The organism is Rhodopseudomonas boonkerdii (assembly GCF_021184025.1).
Classification (GTDB): domain Bacteria; phylum Pseudomonadota; class Alphaproteobacteria; order Rhizobiales; family Xanthobacteraceae; genus Tardiphaga; species Tardiphaga boonkerdii.
Genome location: NZ_CP036537.1, coordinates 5,564,645 through 5,586,729, shown reverse-complemented (window position 1 = coordinate 5,586,729; position 22,085 = coordinate 5,564,645). Strand labels below are relative to the sequence as shown.

General features: G+C 55.9%; 19 protein-coding genes and 1 pseudogene. 9 read left to right on the top strand and 11 right to left on the bottom strand.

Translation table 11 applies throughout. The features are described 5' to 3' along the window. Positions 1 to 154 precede the first annotated feature (154 nt). Both E0H22_RS25635 and E0H22_RS25630 read right to left on the bottom strand, forming a co-directional pair. A complete protein-coding gene (locus E0H22_RS25635; RefSeq protein WP_233023695.1) occupies positions 155 to 868 on the bottom strand; it encodes a response regulator transcription factor in 714 nt (237 codons plus the stop codon). Positions 869 to 1,734: 866 nt separating this feature from the next. Further along, positions 1,735 to 2,529, bottom strand: coding sequence for a hypothetical protein (locus tag E0H22_RS25630; protein WP_233023694.1), 795 nt, complete (start codon positions 2,527 to 2,529; stop codon positions 1,735 to 1,737). Positions 2,530 to 3,085: 556 nt separating this feature from the next. On the opposite strand from E0H22_RS25630, the gene E0H22_RS25625 reads away from it, so the two are divergent. Further along, on the top strand, positions 3,086 to 3,430 hold the full coding sequence (locus tag E0H22_RS25625; protein ID WP_233023693.1) for a hypothetical protein: 345 nt from the start codon (positions 3,086 to 3,088) through the stop codon (positions 3,428 to 3,430). Positions 3,431 to 3,660: 230 nt separating this feature from the next. Here the strand turns inward: E0H22_RS25625 and E0H22_RS25620 are convergent, their stop codons facing one another. Both E0H22_RS25620 and E0H22_RS25615 read right to left on the bottom strand, forming a co-directional pair. Next, positions 3,661 to 5,013, bottom strand: a complete 1,353-nt coding sequence (locus tag E0H22_RS25620) for a sensor histidine kinase (protein ID WP_233026558.1) — start codon at positions 5,011 to 5,013, stop codon at positions 3,661 to 3,663. A gap of 5 nt (positions 5,014 to 5,018) precedes the next feature. Beyond that, entirely contained in the window at positions 5,019 to 5,693 is a 675-nt protein-coding gene (locus E0H22_RS25615) for a response regulator transcription factor (RefSeq protein ID WP_233023692.1), read from the bottom strand. Between the two features lie 314 nt (positions 5,694 to 6,007). On the opposite strand from E0H22_RS25615, the gene E0H22_RS25610 reads away from it, so the two are divergent. The 4 genes from E0H22_RS25610 to E0H22_RS25595 all read left to right on the top strand — a co-directional run bounded on the left by E0H22_RS25610 (position 6,008) and on the right by E0H22_RS25595 (position 8,878). Then, positions 6,008 to 6,586, top strand: a complete 579-nt coding sequence (locus E0H22_RS25610) for a class I SAM-dependent methyltransferase (protein ID WP_233023691.1) — start codon at positions 6,008 to 6,010, stop codon at positions 6,584 to 6,586. Positions 6,587 to 6,596: 10 nt separating this feature from the next. Then, entirely contained in the window at positions 6,597 to 7,256 is a 660-nt protein-coding gene (locus tag E0H22_RS25605; RefSeq protein WP_233023690.1) for a DedA family protein, read from the top strand. A 239-nt stretch (positions 7,257 to 7,495) separates the two neighbouring features. Further along, the gene (locus E0H22_RS25600; RefSeq protein WP_233026557.1) at positions 7,496 to 8,353 is read left to right on the top strand and encodes a UDP-2,3-diacylglucosamine diphosphatase; all 858 of its coding nucleotides are present in this window, start codon (positions 7,496 to 7,498) and stop codon (positions 8,351 to 8,353) included. 141 nt (positions 8,354 to 8,494) lie between these two features. Beyond that, complete coding sequence (locus E0H22_RS25595; protein WP_233023689.1) at positions 8,495 to 8,878, top strand: hypothetical protein; 384 nt, start codon at positions 8,495 to 8,497, stop codon at positions 8,876 to 8,878. A gap of 30 nt (positions 8,879 to 8,908) precedes the next feature. On the opposite strand, the gene E0H22_RS25590 is transcribed toward E0H22_RS25595, so the two are convergent. Beyond that, positions 8,909 to 9,274, bottom strand: coding sequence for a nuclear transport factor 2 family protein (locus tag E0H22_RS25590; RefSeq protein WP_233023688.1), 366 nt, complete (start codon positions 9,272 to 9,274; stop codon positions 8,909 to 8,911). A 650-nt stretch (positions 9,275 to 9,924) separates the two neighbouring features. Beyond that, positions 9,925 to 11,026, bottom strand: a pseudogene (locus E0H22_RS25585) (IS3 family transposase). A gap of 303 nt (positions 11,027 to 11,329) precedes the next feature. On the opposite strand from E0H22_RS25585, the gene E0H22_RS25580 reads away from it, so the two are divergent. Further along, on the top strand, positions 11,330 to 12,196 hold the full coding sequence (locus E0H22_RS25580; RefSeq protein ID WP_347340844.1) for an alpha/beta fold hydrolase: 867 nt from the start codon (positions 11,330 to 11,332) through the stop codon (positions 12,194 to 12,196). Between the two features lie 848 nt (positions 12,197 to 13,044). On the opposite strand, the gene E0H22_RS25575 is transcribed toward E0H22_RS25580, so the two are convergent. Together E0H22_RS25575 and E0H22_RS25570 are read right to left on the bottom strand one after the other, a co-directional pair. Further along, complete coding sequence (locus tag E0H22_RS25575) at positions 13,045 to 14,556, bottom strand: AMP-binding protein (protein WP_233023687.1); 1,512 nt, start codon at positions 14,554 to 14,556, stop codon at positions 13,045 to 13,047. Positions 14,557 to 14,576: 20 nt separating this feature from the next. Further along, positions 14,577 to 15,344: an SDR family oxidoreductase gene (locus tag E0H22_RS25570; RefSeq protein ID WP_233023686.1), complete on the bottom strand. Its 768-nt coding sequence runs from the start codon at positions 15,342 to 15,344 to the stop codon at positions 14,577 to 14,579. 186 nt (positions 15,345 to 15,530) lie between these two features. Between E0H22_RS25570 and E0H22_RS25565 the strand changes: the two genes are divergently transcribed. Continuing rightward, positions 15,531 to 16,226 carry a TetR/AcrR family transcriptional regulator gene (locus E0H22_RS25565; protein ID WP_233023685.1) on the top strand — a complete coding sequence of 232 codons (696 nt, stop codon included), beginning with the start codon at positions 15,531 to 15,533 and terminating at the stop codon, positions 16,224 to 16,226. Positions 16,227 to 16,229: 3 nt separating this feature from the next. On the opposite strand, the gene E0H22_RS25560 is transcribed toward E0H22_RS25565, so the two are convergent. Continuing rightward, complete coding sequence (locus E0H22_RS25560; RefSeq protein WP_233023684.1) at positions 16,230 to 17,015, bottom strand: enoyl-CoA hydratase/isomerase family protein; 786 nt, start codon at positions 17,013 to 17,015, stop codon at positions 16,230 to 16,232. Positions 17,016 to 17,098: 83 nt separating this feature from the next. Here E0H22_RS25560 and E0H22_RS25555 point away from each other — a divergent pair, with 83 nt between their 5' ends. Beyond that, a complete protein-coding gene (locus E0H22_RS25555) occupies positions 17,099 to 17,950 on the top strand; it encodes an SDR family oxidoreductase (RefSeq protein WP_233023683.1) in 852 nt (283 codons plus the stop codon). A gap of 110 nt (positions 17,951 to 18,060) precedes the next feature. Here the strand turns inward: E0H22_RS25555 and E0H22_RS25550 are convergent, their stop codons facing one another. After that, positions 18,061 to 20,034 (bottom strand): FAD-dependent oxidoreductase, encoded by a 1,974-nt coding sequence (locus tag E0H22_RS25550; RefSeq protein WP_430715190.1) that lies wholly within the window; start codon positions 20,032 to 20,034, stop codon positions 18,061 to 18,063. A gap of 179 nt (positions 20,035 to 20,213) precedes the next feature. Here E0H22_RS25550 and E0H22_RS25545 point away from each other — a divergent pair, with 179 nt between their 5' ends. Next, positions 20,214 to 21,374: an acyl-CoA dehydrogenase family protein gene (locus E0H22_RS25545; RefSeq protein ID WP_233023681.1), complete on the top strand. Its 1,161-nt coding sequence runs from the start codon at positions 20,214 to 20,216 to the stop codon at positions 21,372 to 21,374. Positions 21,375 to 21,410: 36 nt separating this feature from the next. Here the strand turns inward: E0H22_RS25545 and E0H22_RS25540 are convergent, their stop codons facing one another. Next, on the bottom strand, positions 21,411 to 22,076 hold the full coding sequence (locus tag E0H22_RS25540; RefSeq protein WP_233023680.1) for a transglutaminase-like domain-containing protein: 666 nt from the start codon (positions 22,074 to 22,076) through the stop codon (positions 21,411 to 21,413). Positions 22,077 to 22,085 lie beyond the last annotated feature (9 nt).

Sequence of the window (22,085 nt, the reverse complement as noted above, 5' to 3'; positions counted from 1 at the left end):
CGCTGAAGGGGGCGATGGCGTTTCGTGATAGGGCGTGGTCGTCGTGTGGTACTGTTTCTTGCGCTGAAATCTCCCAACTGGATGAGGGAGCCTGAGAGGGGGCGGTGGACGCCAACGCCGATCGCCGGCGTCCTCTTGCGCAGGAGGCTTAGCCTCAGTTCGCCTTCGAAATCGGCATCTCGCCAATGGCGCGAGATTTCATGTCGTCGAGGCGGTAACCCATGTAACGTTTTGATTCGATCGGATCGAAGCCGAGATGATCGCGCAGTTTCTTGCGTAGCTTACTGACGTGGCTTTCGATGACGTTTTCATCGAAACTCGCATCGAACAATCCGTAAACGGCATTGAAAAGTTGCGTCTTCGTCAGCCATTTTCCTTGATGTCCGACCAGATGTTCAAGAATCCGCAGTTCGCGGCGCGGAAGGGCCAGCGTTCGCCCCGCAATCTCCGGATCGCGCCCGTCGAGAAAGACCCGAATGATACTAGTCTGGGCCGGCTCATTCTGATCGAGGGTGCGACGCCGGATGACGGCGGTTCGCACCATGATTTCCTTGACGTGTACGGGGGCGTGAACGACGTCATCAACGCCGGCTTCGAACAGCTCGATGGTCTGCTTGAGATGCTTCAGGCTGTTGAGCGCAATGATCGGCGCGCGCGATCTGTTGCGAATACTTGATGGAATGCTCGTGCGGTCCGGGCAATCGCCGAGCAGAAAGGCTCGGATGGCAGTCAGGTCATTGCCGACAGCGCCCTCGAGCCAGTCGCGGAAGTCGGTGGACGTGAACCCAATTGAAACGACGCCTTCGCGGTCAAATCCGGCCGCATAGCCTTGTGTGACGCCCTCTCGGTCATCGATCACAACAAACATGTTAATCCCCTGCGTGTTCGCCTGAATGTCGTCATGGGGTCGAACTAGGCGTATTCGCCCCATTTTTGCCTTGGAGACGCAACACAACAGTTACTGGGACAGGATCGAGAAGAGCATTGTCGAGGGCCTGCCGACATTGCTCCGAAATCCGGGTCGCTTTTTACCGGGTCGGAAACAAGTGATGCAGTCGGGCGCCCCTTCTTGATGACCCGCTCGATCGATAAGTTTGAGAGCTCCCTCTCATTCAAAGCATGAAACGACGCTTCATGCTTGCGCTTGGTCGGCATTTGCCAGGTTCGGTAGAAAGGTCGCTGTTGCCAAGCAGAACGCGCTCGGTGCAGCAGCAACCCCTCGGGTCCAAACAAGACAGGAATCACCTTATCCATTACGTCAAGATGGTACCTCACTATCAAGTAGTCGACCGATCAAGATTTGCAAAGAGTCGTCGACCTTAATCGGGCCCCTGTTCGAACGAACAAGTGGATAATTCTCGTCCTGTGCATATGACGATGTCATACATGCTTGCGCATTTCTGAAAATGCGCAATGGAAACCAGCCCTGCTGTCATATCATTGCATGACGCCATGCTGTTCACGTCTCACCCATCGAGGGCGCGCTAGTGACAGAATGACGATATGAGTTGGCGTGGCTCATCTCGGATCAAAGGCTGCCGAGTAGTTCGAGCATGCAATCGCGTTGCGCCTGGTGCGCATCGGTAGCAGGGAATATGACGCCGTCACTTGTCTCAGAGGAAATTTTGATCACTTCGCCGCCGAAACAATCGGACTCATGCTCATTTTCAGTCCTGTGCATCGCTAGCTTCCTGCCTGCGCGTTGCTGTCGGTCATTCCTGCAAAGTTTGCGGCTCACCGGCCAACAACAATGCCCTTGCTGGTTATGACTTGCCAACGACCGCTGTCATTACTGATTTCCTGAATCCGGCCGAGTGTCGGGATATCTTGCCCTGGCGAGACCTCAATGACTCCGAATTTTCCTTCGAGCACCGCTACACCGTCATAGGTGCGTCGAATGTGCCAGCCATCAATGATCGCGCGGGATGTCGTTGCAATCGATGCTATAGGCAACTGAATAGAACCCGTGACCTCGAGCGCCGGTGAAGCTGGTTCGCTCGCGTGGTTTTCATCCGAGTTGCGTGTGGCCCTCGTGTGTTGTTCGAGTGGTTCGTGTTCGATGCTTCGCGAGAGCGCACGCTCAACTGCCGGCTGCTGTGAACTTGCCACTTCAGGACGGGCTGTACTTGAAGATAGGTCTGCGACCTGCTGGCGCAGTTGTGCGACGGATTCGCGAATGTTGCGAAGCTCTGTTTCCGAAACGTTGCCTGCCAACTGCGGCCGTAGAAACAGATATGCAATGCTGCCCGCTGATATCAGCGTTGAAAGACCGACAACCAGGGCCAGCGAGAAGAACGGTGCTTTCCATCCCGCCGATTGTATCGGCCGGGCAACAATGCGCGCCGGGGGCACGTTGAGCCGTGCTATTGCTTTCGGAGATTCCTCGCGTTGGGCGTCGCGCGTCCGCCGGAGGCCTGCCCGTGCTTCGTTGGCGAGCAATTCGTCGATCGCCGCTGCGGCAGCGATGTGTGGATGCTCCGTGGGCGTTTTGCGCGCGTTTCGCGCGGGCGAAGCGTCCTTCTTGTCCACAGGTCTTGACCGAGAATCGGATGTCGTTGGGGACATCATGAGGTGGATTCTTGCGTTTGCTGCGAGCGATGGAGTGCGATCTGTAGCAGCGACGTAGCAAGCGAACCTTGCGTGGAGCAGTCGAAGCTGGCTGCGCGAAAGCTTTGCCACGTATCAGAGCGGCTACGACGTCAATATGAACGGGAATGATCCAGCATCTGGCCAATGCGCGACGCAATCGAGAGAGGGGAAGCAGGTCGCGTCAGATTTTTGTGTGGTATATGTGTGGTACTCGGTGACCAGGGCGCACTGCGACTTCATTTCAACGTTGCAGGAATGGCGGTGTCGATGTGATCAACATGTTTGCTGCCAATCAAGCTTCATTTGCAGACAACTCAATCGATTCCGATCTCTAAAAAGCCACGCGATGCGTGCGGTCTTGCTCGAAAACTTGCCGAATCACGTTGGTGGCTTGTGATTTGAAATAAATACGACGGGCCGGGATAACGAGTTGGCAGGATCTATTCATCGAACGATGAAGTGACGTTTTAAGAAACCGTCCCTATTGCCCACGTCCATGAGTATCGATCTGGAACGTTTGCGCGATTACGTGAAATCGCTGAAAGCCGAGCGGCAGGATTCGCCAATCGGAAAAGTTAAATCAGGTGCTACCGAAATCATCCGGCGGAATCGTCAGGAACTGGAGCGGATGCATCGCGAAGATGGAGCGACATGGACCGAAATTGCGGCGGGCCTTGCCGTGCAGGGCGTGACGCAGGGCGACGGCCAGCCAATTACCGGGCGGCGGCTAACGGCGCTGATGCACAACATTAGGGTTCAGGAAGAGCGGCGTCGAAATAAAAAGAATGGAGAAAGGAACGCAGGCGATCCTCCCGATGAGAGAGGGGCAGATCCGACATGATTCCGTTCGCCTAGCGAATTCATCTAACCCTTGGATACTCGACGAATTGAAGAATTCCAAGCCGTGGTGGTGCAATTGCTTCGGTCGAGAATCGTGGTGGGCAGCCCGAGAGGTGAAACAGCAGGTTTTTCGGCAAAAGCTTAGCCGCAGCCTCTCTCGCTCCCTAGTTTATGAGCGGCCCTCCGCATACGAAACGTGGTCAAAGTGCTTGGGTCGGCCCTTCGCCCGCATCAAGTTGCAAATACCATGCGCATGCAGGCACCCCCAGAGGACGATCGATCAATCTCGACGTAGCCGGCATGTAGTTGCATGATCGATCGTACGAGGTCGAGACCGAGGCCTGCGCCACGGCCGCCGTGATGTAGCCGATGAAACGGCTCAAATATGTGTTCGCGCTCGGAGTCCGGAATGCCGTCCCCGTCGTCGGAAACCTCGATGCGGCAATCATTCGTCACCCGCACCAAGATGGTGCCGCGGCGCTGGCCGTGGTCGATAGCGTTCTGCACTAGATTGGTCAGCGCGCGTTCGAGCGCGGTCTGGTCGCCGGTCACAACGCTTCTCTCGTCATCATGTTCGAAGGCCATGTCGTAACCCGCGGCGAACGCAAGCGGTGCAAGCTCCAGTACAACCTGCCGGGCGACGCCAACGAGATCGACAGCCGCGAAGGCGCCCGTGCCTTGATCGAGGCGTTGGAGGTCGAGCAACTGGCCGGCCATGACGCTGAGGCGCGTGGTGTCCTCGAGCAGGCGAGTCTTCTCGGGACCAGCCTCGAGCGTGGATACTCGCGTCGATAGAATCGCGATCGGTGTCCTGAGCTCATGCGCGGCGTCGGCGAGAAAGCGACGGTGGCGCTCATAGCCCTTGTCGAGGCGGTCGAGCGCGTCATTGATGGCCTTGACCAGAGGCGTAATCTCGGCTGGCACTTCGTCGAGCGGCAACTGCACGCCCCGCTGGTCGATATTGATGCGTTCAGCCTGTGTCGCCGCCTGCTCAAGTCCTCTCATGGTCCGCCGCACCACGAACGGAGTCGCGACCAGTGTCGCCAGTGTCATCAGCACGATGATCGGCAGAATGAGGTTGAAGAACAACAGCGGCGTGCTTGCCAGCGCTCGTGAGATTGAGAGCTGACCGAATGTCCCGGTTAGAATCTGGACCCGCCCAACTGCACTATCGATCCATTTGACCAGCCCTGTGGGCGGCGATGGTTCGGCTGCATTCCATCTCAGTCGCGCGTCGCTAACGTGATCGAGTGCGGCTACGATCGGTGCAAATTGCTGTGGGACGGTACCTTCGGAGAGCTGATGGCCGTGCGTGTCGCGGATCACGAACCAGAGGTTGGGATGCTCCGATCGAAGGGCTGACAAATCAGCCGTGTTGCGTACTGTCAAGCCGCCGCCAGCGTCACGAGTGAGCGCTTCTTTCAAAGTGTCGATCGTGTTGCCCTCGTAATCTTCGAGCATGAGTCCCGCGCGGAGCAGCGCAATTGCTGCGAGCCCGATCAGGAGGATCAGAATCGTCAGCATGATCGCCTGTAAACCCGCGAGGCGTCCGACCAGATGCCAAGTCAGCGAGTGCGATCGCAACGCGCTCACGGTGTCTCCCGCAGTACATAGCCGAGGCCGCGAACGCCGTTGATGATGACGCCGGCATCCGATTCAGCGAGCCTGCGGCGCAGCCGAGATACATGGGTGTCCAGTGCATTGGGCTGAACCTCGTCGTCGAGACTGTAGACCGCCGCCATCAACGCCGAGCGCAGTACCATGCGTCCCATGCGTTGCAGCAGCGCCTCCAGCAGCAATAATTCGCGCCGTGGCATCTCAAGCAGCCGGCCATCGACACTCGCTTCGCGATGGTTAGCATCGAACGCTAGGCGGCCAATCCGCGCGACATCGCTCTGCATGCTTGCGGGTCGGCGCAGCAGCGCCCGCAAACGCGCCAGGAATTCCTCGAACGCAAACGGCTTGCCGAGATAGTCGTCGGCGCCCTTGTCGAGACCAGTGACACGGTCGGCGAGTTCACCGCGGGCAGTGAGTACCAACACAGGCACAGCATTGCCACGCTCACGCAGTTTCGAGATGAGCGACAAGCCGTCGCCGTCAGGCAACTGGCGATCGAGCACTATCGCATCATAATGGCTTTCAATCGCAATCAGCTCGGCTTCGTACAGGTCAGGCGCGTGATCGACGAGCATGCCGTGGCGGGCGAGCGCCGTGCGTAGCGCGGCGACCATTTCCGGCTCGTCCTCCACCAACAGCACCCGCATCGAGACGTCTTTCCTTCATGTTCGGCGTGGCCGGTTTTATGTCCAGTACATTGCGACAACCTTGCGGATCGCTCGGCGAAAGCGTCGCGGTGAGATTCTACGAAGAATACGCATTCGCGACAGATTATCGCAAGGTTTGGATGACATCGAAGCCATCATTGAGGGTCGGCTTGATCATCCTGCGCGCCCGATATGGCTCACCTGGTGACTGCTCCACTTTTCGATGGCGGACACAAGCAAGCGGAAGGATCTGAAAATGGCTTTGCTACTGAATCCAATCTACGAGACTGGCGATCTCTCGAGCGAGACTTGCTATGTCGGCCGCTGACATCCTGCCATTCTTCCTTGCATGGATTCGCGATCCGCTGCGCGTCGCAGCCGTTGCGCCCTCTGGACCCGCCGTGGCGGCGCTGATAGCGCAGGAGATATCGGCCGACACCGGTCCTGTGATCGAGCTCGGCCCTGGCACCGGCGCCTTCACGCGCGCGTTGCTCCGCCGCGGCGTCAGGCCGCAAGATTTGACGTTGATCGAGTACGGGTCCGATTTCATTCCACTTCTGCAGCGACGCTTCCCGGGCGTGCGGGTGTTGTGGATGGACGCAGCTTGGATGACAAAGGAAAGACTGTTCGAGGGGGCCCCTGTTGGCGCCATCGTCTCCGGACTCGGGCTGCTCACGATGCCGCCGGAGAAGGTTCTGATGATCCTCAGCGGCGCGTTTGCCTATCTCCGCCCTGGTTGCGCGGTCTACCAGATCACCTACGGACCACGCTGTCCTGTTCCTGATGCAATCCTCGATCGTCTCGATCTGCAGGCAAGCTGCATCGGACAGACCTTTCGCAATCTTCCGCCGGCTTCAGTGTACCGGATCAGCCGACGCCCACTCTACACGTGATCGAGGCATCATGGATACGTCAAGTACCATCGCAATGTTCCTGCATTTCGGCCTCGCCGGCATCGTTTGCCTGGCGGTCGCCGAGAAGTTCATTCCACTGTTTCCGTCCTACGTCTTGTTGATGCTACTCGGTCTCACTCTGCCAGATGGCGCGACGCTCGCGATGACCATCGTGGCGACAAGCATCGGTTCCGTTGTCGGCGCGATCGGCTGGTACGTGCTCGGACGTGCGCTCGGCTCGCAGCGCATCGAGAGACTAGTGAGAACCTACGGGAAATACGTACTGTTGCGGTTCTCGTTCTATGAACAACTCACCGATGCCTATCGCGGAAATCATTTCTGGGTAACGCTGATCGGCCAGACACTACCGACCGTGCGAATCTATCTGGCTCTTCCAGCTGGCGTGCTACGGCTCGAACCGCGCGTTTTTGTAGCGGCTACCGCGATCGGCACCGTGATCTGGAACATGCCGTTTCTCAGCCTGGGTTACGCATTGCGTGGCAGCAACCAAAATCCGGTCAGCATCGGCTTTTGGGTGGTCGCCCTCCTCATCGCTACAGAGATCGCAATCATTCTCGGACTTCGTGTCTACAAGCGCGCAATCGCTCAGCAATGCCGCACACCGCCGCGTGTCATCGCCGCGCCCAACGCCGTCGAGGAAATTGCATGAGATCGTTATTGGTGCGCATATGGACCGGGTTGCGCGCAATTGAGCATCTCATCGCCGTGCTGTTGATCCTACTGGCTGGCCTTCAGTTCGGCGTCGCCGCGTCCGACGCGCGGCCTCGTGGCGTGCAACTCGCACTTTTAGCCCTTGTCGCAGGCCTCTACTGGTATCGCTCGATCTTCAGGCGACGTGCCAATCGCGATGTGACGAAAGCTGTCGCGGGATTGGCGGAGGCCGCGGCGATGGCGTTTCTCCGCGAACGCGAAATCGGCGACCTTTCAGATCGGCCGACGCCTACGCCGCGCGACGTCCTCAAGGTCAGGACACTGTTCATTTCTGACGTCCATCTAGGCACCAAGGGCTGTCAGGCCGAGCAGTTGGTCGACTTTCTCCGCCAGTATGACGCTGGCACCGTATATCTGGTCGGTGACATCGTCGACGGATGGTATCTGAGATCGAATTGGTATTGGCCAAGCACGCACAATGTAGTCATACAGGAACTCGTAGAGCTGGCGCGGCGCGGTAAGCGGCTCGTATATGTGGCTGGTAATCACGACGATTTCATCCGCAATTACACGGGCTCGACTTTTGGCGCTGTAGAAGTGGTCGAGTATGCGATCCACAACGGACTCGACGGGCGCGACTATCTCGTCGTGCACGGCGATCATTTCGATCTCGTCGTCCGCCACGCCCGCTGGTTGGCGTTGCTCGGCGATTTCGGTTATCGCACCGCGCTCACCGCCAACGTCTGGCTCAACTGGGTCCGTAGCCGGTTTGGGCTTGCCTACTGGTCGCTCTCATCCTGGGCGAAGCTGCGCGTCAAAAATGCGGTCAACTACATTGGCTGCTACGAGGAGGTGCTTTCGTCGGAAGCGCGGCGACACCATACACAGGGGGTGATTTGCGGTCACATTCATCATGCGGCGATGCATGACGAATGTGGCATCCGCTACATCAACACTGGTGATTGGGTGGAATCCTGCACCAGTGTGGTCGAGCATCATGATGGGCGGTTCGAGATTATCCGCTGGACCGAGGTGCGGCCACAGCAGATGTCGGATGAAGCGAGCTTGGTGCCATTCGCAAGGGCGGTCGCCTAAGCGCAGGCTCGTGGTCACAGACGCCTGGCGTCCGAAGATCAATTCGCTTGAGTTGGCAGCTTGCATGGTGAGTTTGACCGCACTTTTGCAATCGTAGGCGCATCTTGCCTTTCCCCGGAACTCTTGGTCCCGGAGATCGATGTGTGGTCGTTGCCGGAAGTTTTGTTATTGAGCAGCACCGCGTTCCTGGCTATCGGTGAAGGCTGGATCGTCCTTGCTCTGGGCTGTGCGATTGTTGACGCGGGAGCCGGCAGTACTAATAGGTTGCCTCCATTAATCGCGCAGCAACTCTCCTCCGAGTATGAAGCCGGCGATGTCGTCGCAAAGGCGGCAGCGGTCAACCAAGCGACCTATTCCTTGGTCCCGATTGCCTTTGATATGTTGCGAAGCCGGCTGAGAACCTATGTACTTGCTTTTGCCATTGCCAGTGTGTTCGCGCTCTGGGCAACGCTTTTCGTGTGCCGAGATAGCGCGCTTGTTCTCATAAGCCGCAAATCTCGTCCCTCGAAGCCGCCCCCTAGCTAATACACGGATGCATCGGCTGGTGTCGTGCAATCAGGAGGTTGGAATCTTGTCAAGAAAACCGGTAACGCTCTTGATCTTGGACCGCTCCAGAGTGGCAAAATCCGTCCCTTCAATTGAAGCCGACTGGCGAGCTGGGCCTAAGCTCCAGGAGAAGCGCAAATATTCCCCGAACCCGTTCGGCGAGCCACGCAAGGCGAACTTAAAGTCTCTTGGGAACTTACCCTGCACGCTGGCGACGAGTGCATCCATTTCAGCAAGGCCCTTGGCTTTCGAGAGCGGATCGACGTAGACGGCGTCTTCGGTCCAACGAGATGCAAGCATTGTGGCTCGCTTCTCGACATCGCGCTCATTCCAAAGAGCAATATAGCCGGCAGCAACGTCTGCATAATGAGGCATTGATATCCCTTTTTTTAAGCCGCAGACCCAGTATCGTCAGAGGCGCTCAAAGGGCGATTACCCGGCAGGTAAATTGGACCGGACAGTTCTCGGTTGGGCCGTACCATTCTCAGGCAGCAATCGCAGTGATTGGAGGCTGTGTCTGGCAGCTGATCCGCACAGCGCAAATGAAGGTTCCGAGAACGACGTAGAATCTCGGTTGAGCGGGAACTTTGTATCCGCGCTAAGGCCGAGTATCGGTGACGTCTTTGGCTCCTCACGGCCGCAAGTATATCCATGCCTCGGGAGCCTTAGTCCGGCGAGCAACTGCTGGTCTTCTCGGCACACGAGACGAACGGCAGATGCTGTGGCGGTAGTAACCGAATGGCAGCGCCGTAGCACTATTGGGGTCGGCATCGCTCGCGGTTTTCTGCGACAATGCAGTCCGTCCCGCGCGCCCTTTCCTTCGCGACGAGCCCCTTTACGGCTTACTCGAGGCGAAATTTGAGCCGGCGCTGGGCGCGCCTAGAACTCTGTATGAAATAAGGGACATTGGCGCGCCATTCAGAACAAAACTGCGAACTCTTATGTTATTGAAATAACGATATAAATCTGGCAGCGCAATCGAGGGAGGGAGAAGAGCTGCTGACCTGCTCCCCAGTTTGCCATCGTTATAAGTAGAGTCCGTTCTGGGTTTGGCCCCTTTTGGGGCGGGCTGCAAATTCTGTCGGCGTGAGCCCGTAAAAGCTCGTGTGCGGCCGGTTGGTATTCTAGCCGATTTTCCATTCCTCGATGATCTGGCGAGCCTCGTTGAGGTTGGCGAATAGGTGCTCGTTCAGGCACTCGTCGCGCAGGTGACCGTTGAAGTTTTCAACAAAGCCGATCTGTATCGGCTTGCCGGGCGCGATTTAATGCCATTCGATCCCGAGCGCGTCCTGCCAGGCCAAGATCGCATTCGAAGTAAACTCGGTGCCGTTGTCACTAACGATCATGCGCCGGCAACCTCGGGTTTCGATGATCTGGCCAAGCTCACGAACAACCCGCAACGCTGCGAGTGAGGTGTCGACGACCAGGCCAAGACATTCCCGCGTGAAGTCATCGACCAAGGTCAAGGACACGGAACCGTCGTCCGCTGGAAAGCGTATCCATCACGAAGTCGAGTGACCAGCGCAAATTCCGATCCTGCGGGATCATCATCGGTGCCTAGTGCCCGCTTGCGGCCACCCCGCTTGCGCACGGTCAACCGTTCCTCCTTGTAGAGCAGGTAAAACTTCTTCCGATTGATCTGGATCCCTTGCCGAGCCAATAGCAGCCCCAGGCGACGGTAGCCAAAGCGCCGCCGTTGCAAGGCCAGTTCCCTTAGTCGCGTCCGCCACGGACCATCGGCCGGCCGCGTCGAAGCATAGCGGTAGGTCTTGGGCTGCAGGCCGGCCAGCCTGCAGGCCGCCGCTGCGAGTAGCACTTCTCGTCAATCGCCCAGGTCACAGCTCGTCTCCGCAAGCTGGGCGTTACAAGTTTTTTGCGAGCGACTCCTTCAGCGTCGACATCCAGCATCGTCTCCGCCAGCAACTTCTTCAGCTTGCGGTTTTCTCCCTCCAACGCCTTCAGCTTACCGGCCTCGGAGATCTCCATCCCGCTGTAGCGCGATCGCCACTTGTAGAAAGTCAGCATCGCTGATCCCGTGCTTGCGGCACAGATCGCTCGCCGAAATCCCGGCAGCGTGCTCCTTCACACCTTGATGATATGCTGTCCAGTAAATCTGCTCTTACGCATCGTCCGTCTCCTCAATGGAGAACAGAACCTCACTCAAAATCGGGGGCGTTTCAGGGGAGCAGGTCAATCTGCTCTTCCATACACTTGGCTCTTTTCAGCTGTCGGTCCTTCAGAAGACAGCACTCTACCTTCAACTGTAGGAAATCCGCAGGGGCAGGTCAGGCAGTCACAGCCTTTCGATCGAAATCTTGACGGATCCATCGAACGTTTGTTAGAAAACTCTGTCATATAATCGAGAATTTTGCGTGGTGCAAAACAAAAGATTTGTCAATTTTAGTGTCTGACGCCAAACCAATAATTCTGATGGGCCACGGCGGGCAAGCGATAGCTGCTTCGATCATGGGCGACGAAGCGGGTCTTCCGGTTATTCTTGCGCATGGTGGAGGGCAGACACGCCGAGCCTGGAAACGAACTGCTGATCGTCTCGCGATTTGCGGATTTCGCACGGTCGCTATCGACATGCGGGGGCACGGGGAAAGCTCATGGGCAGAAGATGGGGCATATGAAATCCGCGATTTTGCACATGACCTCGTAGCTCTTGCGCAAGCATGTCCGCAGAGACCAGCGCTAATAGGAGCGTCTCTTGGTGGCTTGGCGGGAATTATCGCGGAAGGAGATGTGCGCCCTCGAACCTTTTCGTCGCTCACCCTCGTAGATGTTACCCCACAAATGGAGTCAGAAGGAATTGCTCGCGTAGTGAACTTTATGGCTGCGAAGGCCCGCGATGGCTTCGCTTCCCCGCAGGAGGCGGCTCGCGTCATTGCGGAATACATGCCTCACCGAAAGAGACAGGGCGTGCCCACGGGCCTTCATCACTATCTGCGGCTTAAAAGCAACGGAAGGTACTATTGGCACTGGGATCCAGCGTTTATAGAAAGAATTGTTAGCGCGAACAGCGCGAACAGCGCGGAACCGGAAAGCGCCGCTCTCAAGCGAGCGGTTCTGGACTCGGCAGCATCTCGGTTAGACCTCCCGGTACATCTGATCCGAGGTGACGCCAGCGATTTGGTATCACCGGCTGCTGTATCTCATTTCAAATGCCTTGTACCGCAGGCCGAGGTTAGCGACATCGCGGGAGCAACTCATATGGTGGTCGGCGACAAAAACGATACATTCACCGATGCTATTGTCGAATTTCTAATCAGAACCCACCACAGCATTGTACGTTGAACACTAGTCTTAGAACGCTTTAACGTGCGAGGTCGAGGGTTCTTCATCTTCAGTGAGACAGGTGCTTCTTCACGCATCAAACGCTTCCGCTCGCTAGGTCTAGCAGATGGCTGGAGCTGAGGCTTTCCAAAAATAAGACTGTGACGAGCGTTTAAGTCGTTTGATCATTCGCTTGCCGGTCGGCGTGACCTAATCCTTCGTGACGAACCCAGCGGATAAGCGAACGTCACAATTTGAAGTCTGATGCTGCAATCTCGGAGACTGATACCGCACCAGCGCCGACCTCGCTTCCCAGCTACGCGTCAGTTTTATTATGCTGGTAAGGCCAGCAAAAGGAATTCGCCCTGTTAAAAAATCCAGATCCTTCTTCACGCAAAAAGCGTCTTTGCTCCTCGCGCCAGTATAGCTTTCTTGCGCCTGAAGCGCTCACATAGACAAAAAAAACCCCGGCGGACCGGGGCAAGTTGACGGAGAGGGTCAGGAGGACACCCTCCGCAGTTAACGCGCATACAAATGATTAACGAAAGACCAAAAATAAGAAGGCGCAGAATTATAGACTAAATTCCAAAATTTGTTGGCGGAGGCAAAAATGCTGCAGAACACATTTAATAACCCTGTCGAGGTTACGCGCAAACGGACTATAGCGCTAATACTTCACTACACGTGCCCAAGCCGGCCAACGAAAATTTGTTGTGTAACTTTCAAGCACTGCAAATGATTTTACACATCTGGTCGTTCTTAAGTTGCAAGCAATTCCGATTTTTCTGCACTTAAAAACCCGAAGCTTTATCGTCTACACGATCATTTGGACGACTGTGCGATACATTGCAGTTCGAACACGCACTACGTCAAGTCGTTTTGCAGTCGTGAGTGGATGTAGTAGAAGCTCCATCGATTCTACCGGCGGAATTCTTCGGAATGTTTTCGACGAACGTAACGATCTTTGGTCGTTTGTAACGCGCGATCAGGTCACCGGCAAAAGCAATGATCTCTTCGGGTGTGGCTTCCATCGATGGGTGCAAGACGCAGATCGCTTTGACTGATTCGCCCCATTGTGGGTCGGGAACGCCGATCACTACAACGTCGGCAATAGCTGGATGTTTGCGTATCGCGTTCTCGACTTCAGCAGGATAGACATTTTCGCCACCGGTTTTAATCAATTGTTTTTCCGGCATTCGACCGACGTAAAAAAGATAACCGTCGGCATCGAGATATCCAATGTCACCCGTGTGGTGCCAGCCATTCCGAAGCGTGTAGTCCGTGTCTGTTGCGAGACCCCAGTATCCTAAAAAAACGGTCGGGCCACAAACAACGATCTCACCAGCTTCTCCCGTTTGCTTTAGAGAATCTTCACTATCAACGATCGCCAAGCTTCTCCAGAACATGGGTCGGCCGGCAGATTTCGGGCGATCTCGATATCGCGAGAGCGTTGCGAGACCTGACGTTTCAGACTGCCCGAACGTGACCCAGAATACCGCGCCGGGACATTCGCGCTCGAACCGCTCGATCGTCTCGGACGAATCCAGTCCGGTGACGGCTCGAAGCGATGATAGTTGTCCAGGAGTGGCCAGATCTAGGATGCTTCCCAACATCGGCGCAAACTCCGACATGATGGTGATCTTTTCAGCAACAATATCGCGGATCGCTTCCGCTGCGTCGAACTTCGTAGCGATAACGCTGGCTCCGCCAGCTTGCTGTGTCGCCAGCATTAGACCAAGACCAGCAACATGAAATAGCGGCAGCACTCCGAGGCTAACGTCTTGCTCAGTCAGTTGCCAAATGTCGATAAGCGAGCTATGCGCGGTCAACAAGTTCATCTGTGACAGCAACGCTCCGCGCGGACGGCCGCCGACACTAGCGGTATGTATTATGACAAAGCCGTCGTTGGCGTCGATCGCAGAAAACGGAAGCGAAGTGTTGTTCGTTGATAATTGCGCGAACGGCGTAAGGTATGGGCTCTCCTGACCGATAGCGAAATAATGCTCCACTGTCGGCAAAGATTGCCGCAAACCAACGATCGTGTCGTGGTAGTCTTCACCGGCTACGACGATCACTGGTGAGCCGTCGGCAAGAACATACGCGATTTCATCTGGCTGCAGTCGGTAATTGACTGGTAGCAGGATCGCCCCGAGCAGAGCGGTTGCTCCGATCAACTCGATCATCTCAAGACAATTCTGCGAAACAATTCCGACACGATCGCCTGAGCTCACGCCACGCTCCGCGAGACCTGCGGCCAATCGTTGTATCCTATAAAGGTAATCCGAATGCGTGATCCGCCTTCCCTTGATTATGAAGGCAGCCCGGTCAGGGAAACGCAACGCGTTACGGCGATAGACGTCGCCAAGAGTGAAACTCCTCATCGTATATTCCTCAACGTACATCAACCGTGCATAGTCAACCCGCCGGACACGCTGATCGTTTGCCCCGTAATGAACCCCGCATCGTCGCTTAATAGAAACGCGATCATGCCGGGATAGTCGTCTGGCTGGCCGAGCCGTCTCAACGGAATGGCGCGAGCGAGCCCTTCCGCGATCTTGCCACCCGTCGGCGAACTGTTGGTGAATGCTTCGAACAACGGCGTGTCGGTGGGACCCGGACACACGACATTCAAGATGATATTCTTTCTTGCGAGCTCGCGCGCGACTGTTTTGGTAAAGGAGATTAGTCCGCCTTTGCAGGCGGAATAAACGGCCTCTCCCGATGATCCGACCCGGCCCGCATCCGATGCAACGTTTACCACGCGTCCGAAGCCGCGCTCGACCATCCGCTTAACAACAACGTGGTGCAAATTAAGCGGTCCATAGAGATTGATGCCGACTACCTTATCCCAAAACGCCCGATCGGTATCAAGAAATGGAACCGGCACGTCCCAACCCGCGACATTTGCGAGCAATTCGGTTGGACCGACCGTGGCCTCGAAGCTATTTGTTGCAGTTTCGACAGCATCGCGATCGGTGATATCAACCTGAAAAGCAAGCACTTTGCCCTTCTTACTTTGGCTTAGCCGCGCTGTTTCTTCGGCTCCATTCAGATTCTGATCGAACACACCGACGACACAGCCTTCATCGGCAAGCCGCAACGCTGTCGCTCGCCCGATACCACTGGCTCCCCCGGTCAGAATCACTCGTCGTCCATCAAGTCCGCGCATGCCGTCCTCCTCCCAATCCGCTTGTTTAAGTATAATTCTGTCGAACAGCACAGGCCGCCATTCGTTAGAGGTCTAAATCTTCCAAGGTGCATTCTGCCATCCCGGGACGATTGACGAACTTGGTGGTCTGCGGCATTAGTTTCTTTCGTACTAAGCTCTGACATTTATCACGCACGGCGGTCTCCTTTGGTTTCCAAGTCTCAAAAGCGTCCCCCAAAGGATGTCGCTAAACATGCACCAGACCGTCTGGCAAAAGGGTCGGCCGCGTCATCGAAGCAGTCTTCCGCTGCGATCATTTCGAAATCCGAAAAATCACGCGACTCGATCCTTGAAGCGGCAGCAAGATTATTTCGTCGCCAAGGCTACTCGGCCACGACTTTGCGCCAGATCGCTGAGATTGCTGAGATCAAAGCCGGAAGCGTCTATTACTACTTCGATTCCAAAGAGCAAATTCTCGATGAGGTGCTCCATCTCGGGTTGCTGCGGGTTTTTGAAGCAGTCAAAAAAGCGCACCGAGACGCCGGCGATGTCTCTCATAGGCGCAAGATTGGGTTGGCCATCGAAGCACATCTGGTTGCCTTGCTGGAAGACAGCGATTTCACATCCGCTAACATCAGGATCTACGGCCAACTTCCCGAATCGCTGAAAAAGCCGCACCGGCCTTTGCGCCGAGCCTATGCCAAGTACTGGGATAAACTCTTTCTCGACGCACGGCGCGCTGGCGAGATACGAGCGGACATAGAGATCGTGCCGCTTCGCATTTTTGTGATCGGGGCTCTGAATTGGACAATCGAATGGTTCAGCCTCGACAGTAAGGATGCGGTTCTGAAGCTCGCACGTCGAACCGAACTCTTGATTTTTGACGGCCTGAAGAAGCCCTGACATCTATTTGCCCTGCCAAACTGGCTTGCGTTTCTCCGAGAAAGCTTTGGGGCCCTCGATCGCGTCCTCACTAGCGTACGCCTGCACGTGCAGCCGATTGGCTTCCAGAAGTCCTTCGGCACAACCGAGATCCATTGCTGCAAGCACGCTGGCTTTCGCGGCTGAAACCGACAGCGGCGCTCCCTCAACGATCCCGCGAGCCAATTGCAACGCGCGAGCCCGAACCGCATCCGGCGTATCTTCGAGGTAATTGACAAAGCCATGCTCCGCGAGACGCTCAATAGGCATCGTTTCTCCGGTAATCACGAGCTCCATGACCAACGATTGCGGGAGCATCCACAGCAAGGGGACCGCCCAGGGCGAACCTCGCCCCATTTTAACCTCGGTGATCCCGGCTCGGGTCCCGCGAAGGCCGACCCTCAGATCAGACTTGATAGCAAGGAGCATACCACCGGCCATTAATGAGCCAGTCATCGCAGCGATGATCGGCTTCGACACTTTTCGCATTGCCGTCTGCAAAGGATCGCGCATCAATGTCAAAATATCGACACCATCGCGAGCGCGGACCTCACTAGCTTGCTTGAGGTCCAGGCCGGCGGAGAACACACCGCAATCGGTGGAAGTCAGAATCACTACTCGCGCCTGCGTATCTTTCTCCGCGCGCTCCCACGCATCGGTTAAAGCATTCATCGCCTCAATTGATAGCGCGTTTTTGCGCTCCGGCCGGTCGATGGTAATCGTCACGATGCCATTTTCGCGCGAATAGACAATCGGGCTGGCGTCAGACATCTTGTTTTGCTTCCGTGCCTTTCTAACATCTGTTAGAATATCGTCGACACACACGAAAGCAACAGAAAATAATTGGAACAGCCATGTCTCCGCTCCCGCCTATGCGTTTTGCATCAGACCTGTTGAAAGGCCAAGTTGCTCTGGTAACCGGTGGGGGCACGGGTATGGGCCGCGCGACTGCCGTCGAGATGGCGCGGAGCGGTGCAGATATTGCGCTAATCGGACGTCGGGCTGAGCCCATAGAGAACTGTGCGGAGTTCATACGCCAGCTAGGAAGAAAAGCGGTGGCTGTTCCCGCTGATATTCGCGCACCTGAACAGATCGATCTCGCCATGCAGCGTATCAAGAAAGAATTTGGCCGCCTTGATATTCTCGTCAACAACGCCGGTGGGCAATTCGTCACACCAGCGCGCGAACTCAACAACAAAGGCTTCGAAACTGTGATCCGCAACAATCTTATCGGATCGTGGCAAATGACCAAGGCCGTCGCGGATTACTTCATGTTCGATCATGGCGGATCAATCGTTTTCGTTACGGCCTGCGTCCGTTCGGGGTTGAGTGGCTTCGTACATACGGCGGCCGCGCGCGGGGGCGTTTTATCGATGATGAAAACGCTTGCGTTCGAATGGGCCGAGTTTGGAATTCGTCTCAACTGTGTCGCGCCGGGCACGGTCAGAACTGAAGGAATGGACAATTATCCAATTGACCCCGATCAATGGCTCAAATTAAATCGTAACGTAATGGGCCGCATGGGCGACGTTAGTGACGTGTCAGCTGCCATAGTTTTTTTGGGTTCGTCACTCGGGAAGTTTGTCACCGGTGAGGAATGGTACATCGACGGCGGCGAGACATTGCACTTGGCACACGACGCGCGTCAGATGATCGATGCGGTGAAGTTCGCCAAGCGCGAATCCGCCCTCCCCAAAGCAAAGTGAGTCAACCCCGCACCTGTAGCGTAATCAAGCGGAGTGGCAACAGTTTGCTGGTGCGATGCGCCAAAACGAACTAAGCAGAAACCTTTCTCGTTACGCGCGCCGGCAACGCACTATAATGCGCTGCCGATACGCACGCCTTCATCGACCGCACGCATGGCGTCAAGCTCGGCAGCCTCCCGCGCGCCCCCGATAATGTGAACTTCGATGCCGGCATACTTCAGCTTTTCAAATGATCCGCGGTTGGCTTCTTGGCCGGCACAAACGACGATCGTGTCTGCCTCGATCAACTTAGGCTTGCCCTCGATATTCACGTGGAAGCCGTGGTCGTCGATCCTCTCGTATGTAACTCCTGCAATCATCGTGACATCGCGTTTGGCAAGGCTGCTGCGTAGAATCCACCCTGTCGATACCCCAAGATTAGCACCCGGACGCGTTACCCTACGTTGGAGTATGGTAATTTCTCGCCGGCTTTGCACTGGAGCTAACGGATCGCCCAACAACCCACCAGCTATGGCCAGAGTGGCATCAATATTCCATTCGGCCATAAATTCCACTGTAGTGAGGCGCCGTGACATCGGCTCTTCACCGGGATTGGAATGGCAGAGATATTCGGCAACATCGAAACCAATACCGCCTGCGCCGATGATGGTCACTCGGCGGCCAGCTTTTTTTCTCCCACCGAGCAAGTCGCTGTAGGAAACAACTTTGGGATGATCAATACCCGCGATGTCCGGCAATCGCGGGCTCACGCCGGTAGCAACCACAACAGCTTCGAAGTTTTCGCGTTTGAGTTGGTCGGAATCCGGCGTCGTATTGAGGCGCAATTCTACGCCTTCATCCGACAGTTTCCCGCTGTAGTAACGCAGCATTTCATCGAACTCGGCCTTGCCGGGTACCGCACGCGCAAGATTTAGCTGACCACCAACGCGATCGCTACTCTCAAACAGCGTAACTTTATGCCCTCGCTGACTTGCCTCTGTTGCTGCGGCAAGTCCAGCCGCACCGGCGCCGATGACCGCGATCTTGCGAGCTTTTACTGCTTTCTTGTCGTCAAATTCTGTTTCACGACAAGCGCGCGGATTCACGAGGCACGTGGCACTACGATTCGAGAAGATCAAGTCGAGGCAAGCTTGATTGCAGGCGATGCATATGTTGATTTTGTCGGCATGACCTTCCCGCACCTTGCGAGCAAAATGCGGGTCGGCAAGCATCGGGCGCGCCATCGACACCAAGTCGGCGTCCCCAGATGCTAGAATGTCCTCGGCGACTTCGGGCGTATTGATCCGGTTCGAAGCCACCACGGGAATATCAACGCTTTTCTTCAGCCGGGCGGCCGCAAATCGCCAGGCGGCTCGTGGGACTGGGTAGGCGATGGTTGGCACGCGCGCCTCATGCCAACCGAACCCGGTGTTCAGTATATCAGCACCGGCACTTTCGATCCGCTTCGCCTGCCTACTGACCTCGTCCCCGGTCGCGCCACCCTCAACCAAATCCAGCGCGGAGATGCGATAGACGATCAGAAAGTTCGGTCCGGTAGCCGCGCGAATGCCGCTGACTATCTCGACGGGAAGACGATGCCGGTTTTCCTCAGCTCCGCCCCATTCGTCTGTGCGGTCATTGGTCCGCAGGACCGTGAACTCATTAATAAGATAGCCTTCAGATCCCATGATCTCGACACCATCGAATCCTGCGTCCTTCGCCAAAAGCGCGCAACGCACATAGTCGGCAATTGTCTCCGAAATATCGGCAGACGTCATAGCGCGGGGCGGAAATTTATTGATGCGGGTGCGGATATCCGACGGCCCAAAACACTCTGGCTGCTTAGCATAACGGCCCGCATGCAGAATCTGTAAACATATCTTGCTGCCATAATGGCGAACAGCGTCGGTCACACGGCGCAGTTCCAACGCTTGTGATTGCTCGGTCAGAATCGGTCCGCCGGGCTCGATGAGGCCGGCGGTATTTGGAGCGTAGCCGCCCGTGATGATTAGGCCAACCTCGCCCTTGGCGCGTTCAGCAAGGAATGTCGCCATTTTTTTCAGCCCGTTAGGCTCCATGTCCAAACGAGTGTGCATCGAGCCCATGATTATTCTATTACGCAGCGTTGTTTGACCCACTCCCAACGGTGACAAAAGGCTCGAATACCCAGAAACTCCAATCATCAGCACAGCTCCGAGGCACGATTGCGTTATTTCTAACAATTGTTAGAATGCGATATTATCCGATCGAGCGCAAGTTGGTGAGTCGGCTTTAGGGGCCCGTCATGGATTACACGCTAAGTACTGAGCAGCGGTCCTTCCGCGAAGCCGCCGAACGGTACGCTCGGGAAAAACTCGCCCCGCGGTATCTAACGCGAGCGAAGCATGACCGCATCGATCGAGCGGTGCTTAGGGAAATGGGCGATCTCGGCCTTATTGGTGTCGATCTTCCTGAAATATACGGTGGCCTCGCGCAGAGCAGTGCCACCGCTGGTGTGATAATCGAACAGATTGCCTATGGCGACTTTAATGTCAGCTACGTCCAGCTGCTCGCTTCGCTGATGGGTGGGATGATGAACCAGCATGCGACACCAAGCATCTGCGAGGAATGGCTGCCGCGGGTGATCAAGGGCGAAGCAATCATCGGGCTCGGCCTCACCGAGCCCCGTGGTGGATCGGACGCAGCGAGTTTGGTTTTGCGCGCCGAAAGGTCCGGCAATGGCTACCGCCTCAATGGCGAAAAGACCTCGATGAGCTTTTCTGACCAATGCGATGCAGCCGTCGTCTTTGCACGAACTGGCTCAATCGAAGACGGTGCACGCGGCGTCAGTGCTTTTTTTGTGGACTTTAGCCTGCCCGGCATTACCCGAACACATTTCGACGACATCGGTACCAGACCGGTCGGCCGCGGCTCCGTCTTTTTCGACGATGTTTTTGTCCCGGCTGAATGTTTGATGGCCGAGGAGAATAAAGGTTTCTCAAAGATTATGGCCGGATTCGACTATAGTCGAGCTTTGATTGGACTTGAATGCATCGGACCTGCGCAAGCGTCCGTTGACGAAGCTTGGAAGTACAGCACCGAACGCCGGGCGTTTGAGCGGCCGATCGCCCAGTATCAAGGTGTAAGCTTCCCGCTGGCTGAGGCCGAAACCCAACTCGCGATGATGAGGCAGCTCTGCTTTTACACGTTATCTCTGCGCGATCGTGGGCTGCCTCACACCGCCGAGGCAGCGATGTGCAAATGGTACGTACCCAAGGTAACTTGCGAAATAATTCATCAATGCCTCCTGACGCACGGCCATTACGGTTACACGACCGACCTTCCGTTTTACCAACGTTACGTCGATGTCATGGGTCTTCAGATCGGCGACGGCACCGCCCAAATCCAAAAGCTTGTGATTGCACGTGAAAAAATCGGCCGGATAGCGCTACAATACGCCAAATAACCCATGGCGATTGAGCCGATAGGCTGCTGGCTTAGTTTAGAAAGACGAGTCGCGGATGCGTGTTCGATCGACGCTCGATCGCCACAACTTAGGATACTTGGTTTCAAACTCTTTCAAAATCTGCTTGATGGGCGGATCTACGAACAACCCACGATCATTGACATACTCCATGTGTCTGCGGCTGTTGACGTCGAATTCGTGGAAAAGCGCATCGCTCCTACCGTCGAAAAGGAGCGGCTTGACACCGAATCTTTGACACATCTCACTATTAAATGCGGGTGTAACTTTGAGCATGTTTTCGCCCAGCCAGAGCGCCACATAGCCATGATAGATGAAAAGGTCCGTCTCCATGAGGTTGGCCAGCTTTACCGAGTTTAGATGATTGCGGACGTCGGCGAAGCCTACAGCAGCTGGAATACCCACTGCGCGTAGAGCGGCGGTTAAAAGAACCGCTTTTGGAACGCAATAGTTTGACGGTTGCTTAGCGATGTGGCTGGCCCGATAGTCATCAGGTGTCGTTCCAATATTAAACGGATTGTATTCGATCTGGTCGCGAACGGCATCGAACAGGCGAATCGCCTTCTCGATCGGCGATAATGTATCGGCCTGCGGAAGGTTGCTGAGGACAAACTCTCGAACTTCGGCCGAGTGTACATCGATATGCGGTGTCGAAGCTAACCATTCACACGAAATCATTTCCATGACATTCCT